Source organism: Myroides sp. LoEW2-1 (genome assembly GCF_009767705.1).
Lineage (GTDB): Bacteria > Bacteroidota > Bacteroidia > Flavobacteriales > Flavobacteriaceae > Flavobacterium > Flavobacterium album_A.
Window position 1 is genome coordinate 1 of record NZ_WSPP01000247.1, and the last position, 1,773, is coordinate 1,773.

Genomic DNA, 1,773 nt, shown 5'->3' on the forward strand with positions numbered 1-1,773 from the left:
TTTCTTATAACCTAAGCTTGAATAGTTTAAATCAAACTCACCTTTAATTATTCCATTTACTCGTTCTGCTACTGCATTATCCTTAGGATTTCCATTCTGAGTTGTGCTTATTGCTATATTATTATCTTTTAACAATTTAGTGTAAATCTCGCTACAGTATTGACTTCCTCTATCTGAGTGATGGATAAGTTTTTCATTGTAGGCTCTATTACTTAATGCCATTCTTAGTACCTCTAAACATATGTCTCGTCCTAATATAGCTATACAGTTATTGTTTATGATTCAGTTGTTAATTATACCTTTTCTTTCGAGTTTATAAATGCAACATATAGGGAATACAACCTTGCCTAAAAAACCTGAAAGTCATTCTATACTCAACGAAATAGTAAAGCAAAAAGGTTATAAAAAAACTAAGCGAGGTGAAAGACATAAAGTTATTTGTTATCTTATACATAAAATAATTAAAAAAGAATACCCTATCTGATTCCTTTGTTTGCTACCTTGTCAAAGCTTTAATTATATTAATCCCAATGAACTTAAAATCACTTCTCATACAATCCAAAAGCAACATTACTTTCGATATACTTACCCAACTCGATTTTACGCTTTCAACAAAAGATGTAATAGATGAGTTAAAAGAAGATTTGCTTCAAGCAGCGTTTGACAACCAGATCATACTTGATATTGGCTGGTATCCAGAGTTTGATATCAATGGACATTTTAGCGTACAAGTTATTGCTAACTACAACTGGGAAGCACCACTGTATAAAGAGAACTGTAAGTCCTTTACCTGTTTAGAAACAGCTGTTATCTCTGCATTAAGGTACTGTCAGTAAACATACATTATGCCACAAACAGTTTATGCTATTAGCAGAGACTATTCGTTTCTTAATTTTAATAGATTTTCATGTGAATGCATCTCTCTAAACCACTGTTAGTACAGAGTAAATCAAGTTTATAATATACGATACGTAATACAAAAAAAGCGAAAGGTCGGAGAGTTCTCCAACCTTTCGCTTTTTCATATAATTGTAACATCTATACAATTATTCATCGAATGAATTCCATGGTATTAATACTCCAGTATTTTCTATTAAATCATATTCTAATTTATACATAGGAGTATACAGCTTTCGGTAACCTGCCTTGCTAATAATAGGATCACTACCTTGTCTAACTCTTACATCTTTAGGATCTGATTCAAAACTTAAGACTGGCATTTGCTCTTTTCCATCAAGCATGTTTACAAATCGTTTATCATTCTTTGGATCTATCACCATTTGCCCTCCTTTATACACTTTAATTGTGATTTTAGTTGGAGCAGTTAGTGGGGTAGAATTACCATAGTCAGTCCACCTTGCAGACATACCGAACTCAAACTGAGTAGAACTTTCAGGATACCCTTGTAAGACTGTATTCAAATTAGGAATATCGGCATAAGGATTTTCACCTCCACTTACTCTATCATCTCCTGGATATACTAATAAAGTCTTATTGTCTACTATCAGCTCATTCAAATAAAAGTAACCAACAACCTTCCCATCAATTTTAGCTACATTTGTTTTCATTAATTCAGTAGCAGAATCAATATCTGTTTTACCTCCGTCACTTGGTGGTGTTACATATCCATACTCCATAACCAAATAGTCAAATGGAGGTAGTAATCTATAATTAACGTGAGTTCGACTTAAGCTATTAGTCTATTTTGATCAATAATGTCGTTAATATTATTAATAGAAGGCTTTTTCGGGAAGTATGAATATGTAATCAAAG

At 32.3% G+C, this 1,773-nt stretch carries 3 protein-coding genes; 1 reads left to right on the forward strand and 2 read right to left on the reverse strand.

The window, feature by feature from the left end:
* Window positions 1-282: DDE-type integrase/transposase/recombinase (locus tag GOQ24_RS13050; RefSeq protein ID WP_317165486.1), on the reverse strand; the 282-nt coding region annotated here is incomplete at its 3' end.
* 248 nt (window positions 283-530) lie between these two features.
* Between GOQ24_RS13050 and GOQ24_RS13055 the strand changes: the two genes are divergently transcribed.
* A complete protein-coding gene (locus GOQ24_RS13055; RefSeq protein WP_155092189.1) occupies window positions 531-836 on the forward strand; it encodes a hypothetical protein in 306 nt (101 codons plus the stop codon).
* 210 nt (window positions 837-1,046) lie between these two features.
* On the opposite strand, the gene GOQ24_RS13060 is transcribed toward GOQ24_RS13055, so the two are convergent.
* The gene (locus tag GOQ24_RS13060; protein ID WP_160339891.1) at window positions 1,047-1,637 is read right to left on the reverse strand and encodes a hypothetical protein; all 591 of its coding nucleotides are present in this window, start codon (window positions 1,635-1,637) and stop codon (window positions 1,047-1,049) included.
* Window positions 1,638-1,773 lie beyond the last annotated feature (136 nt).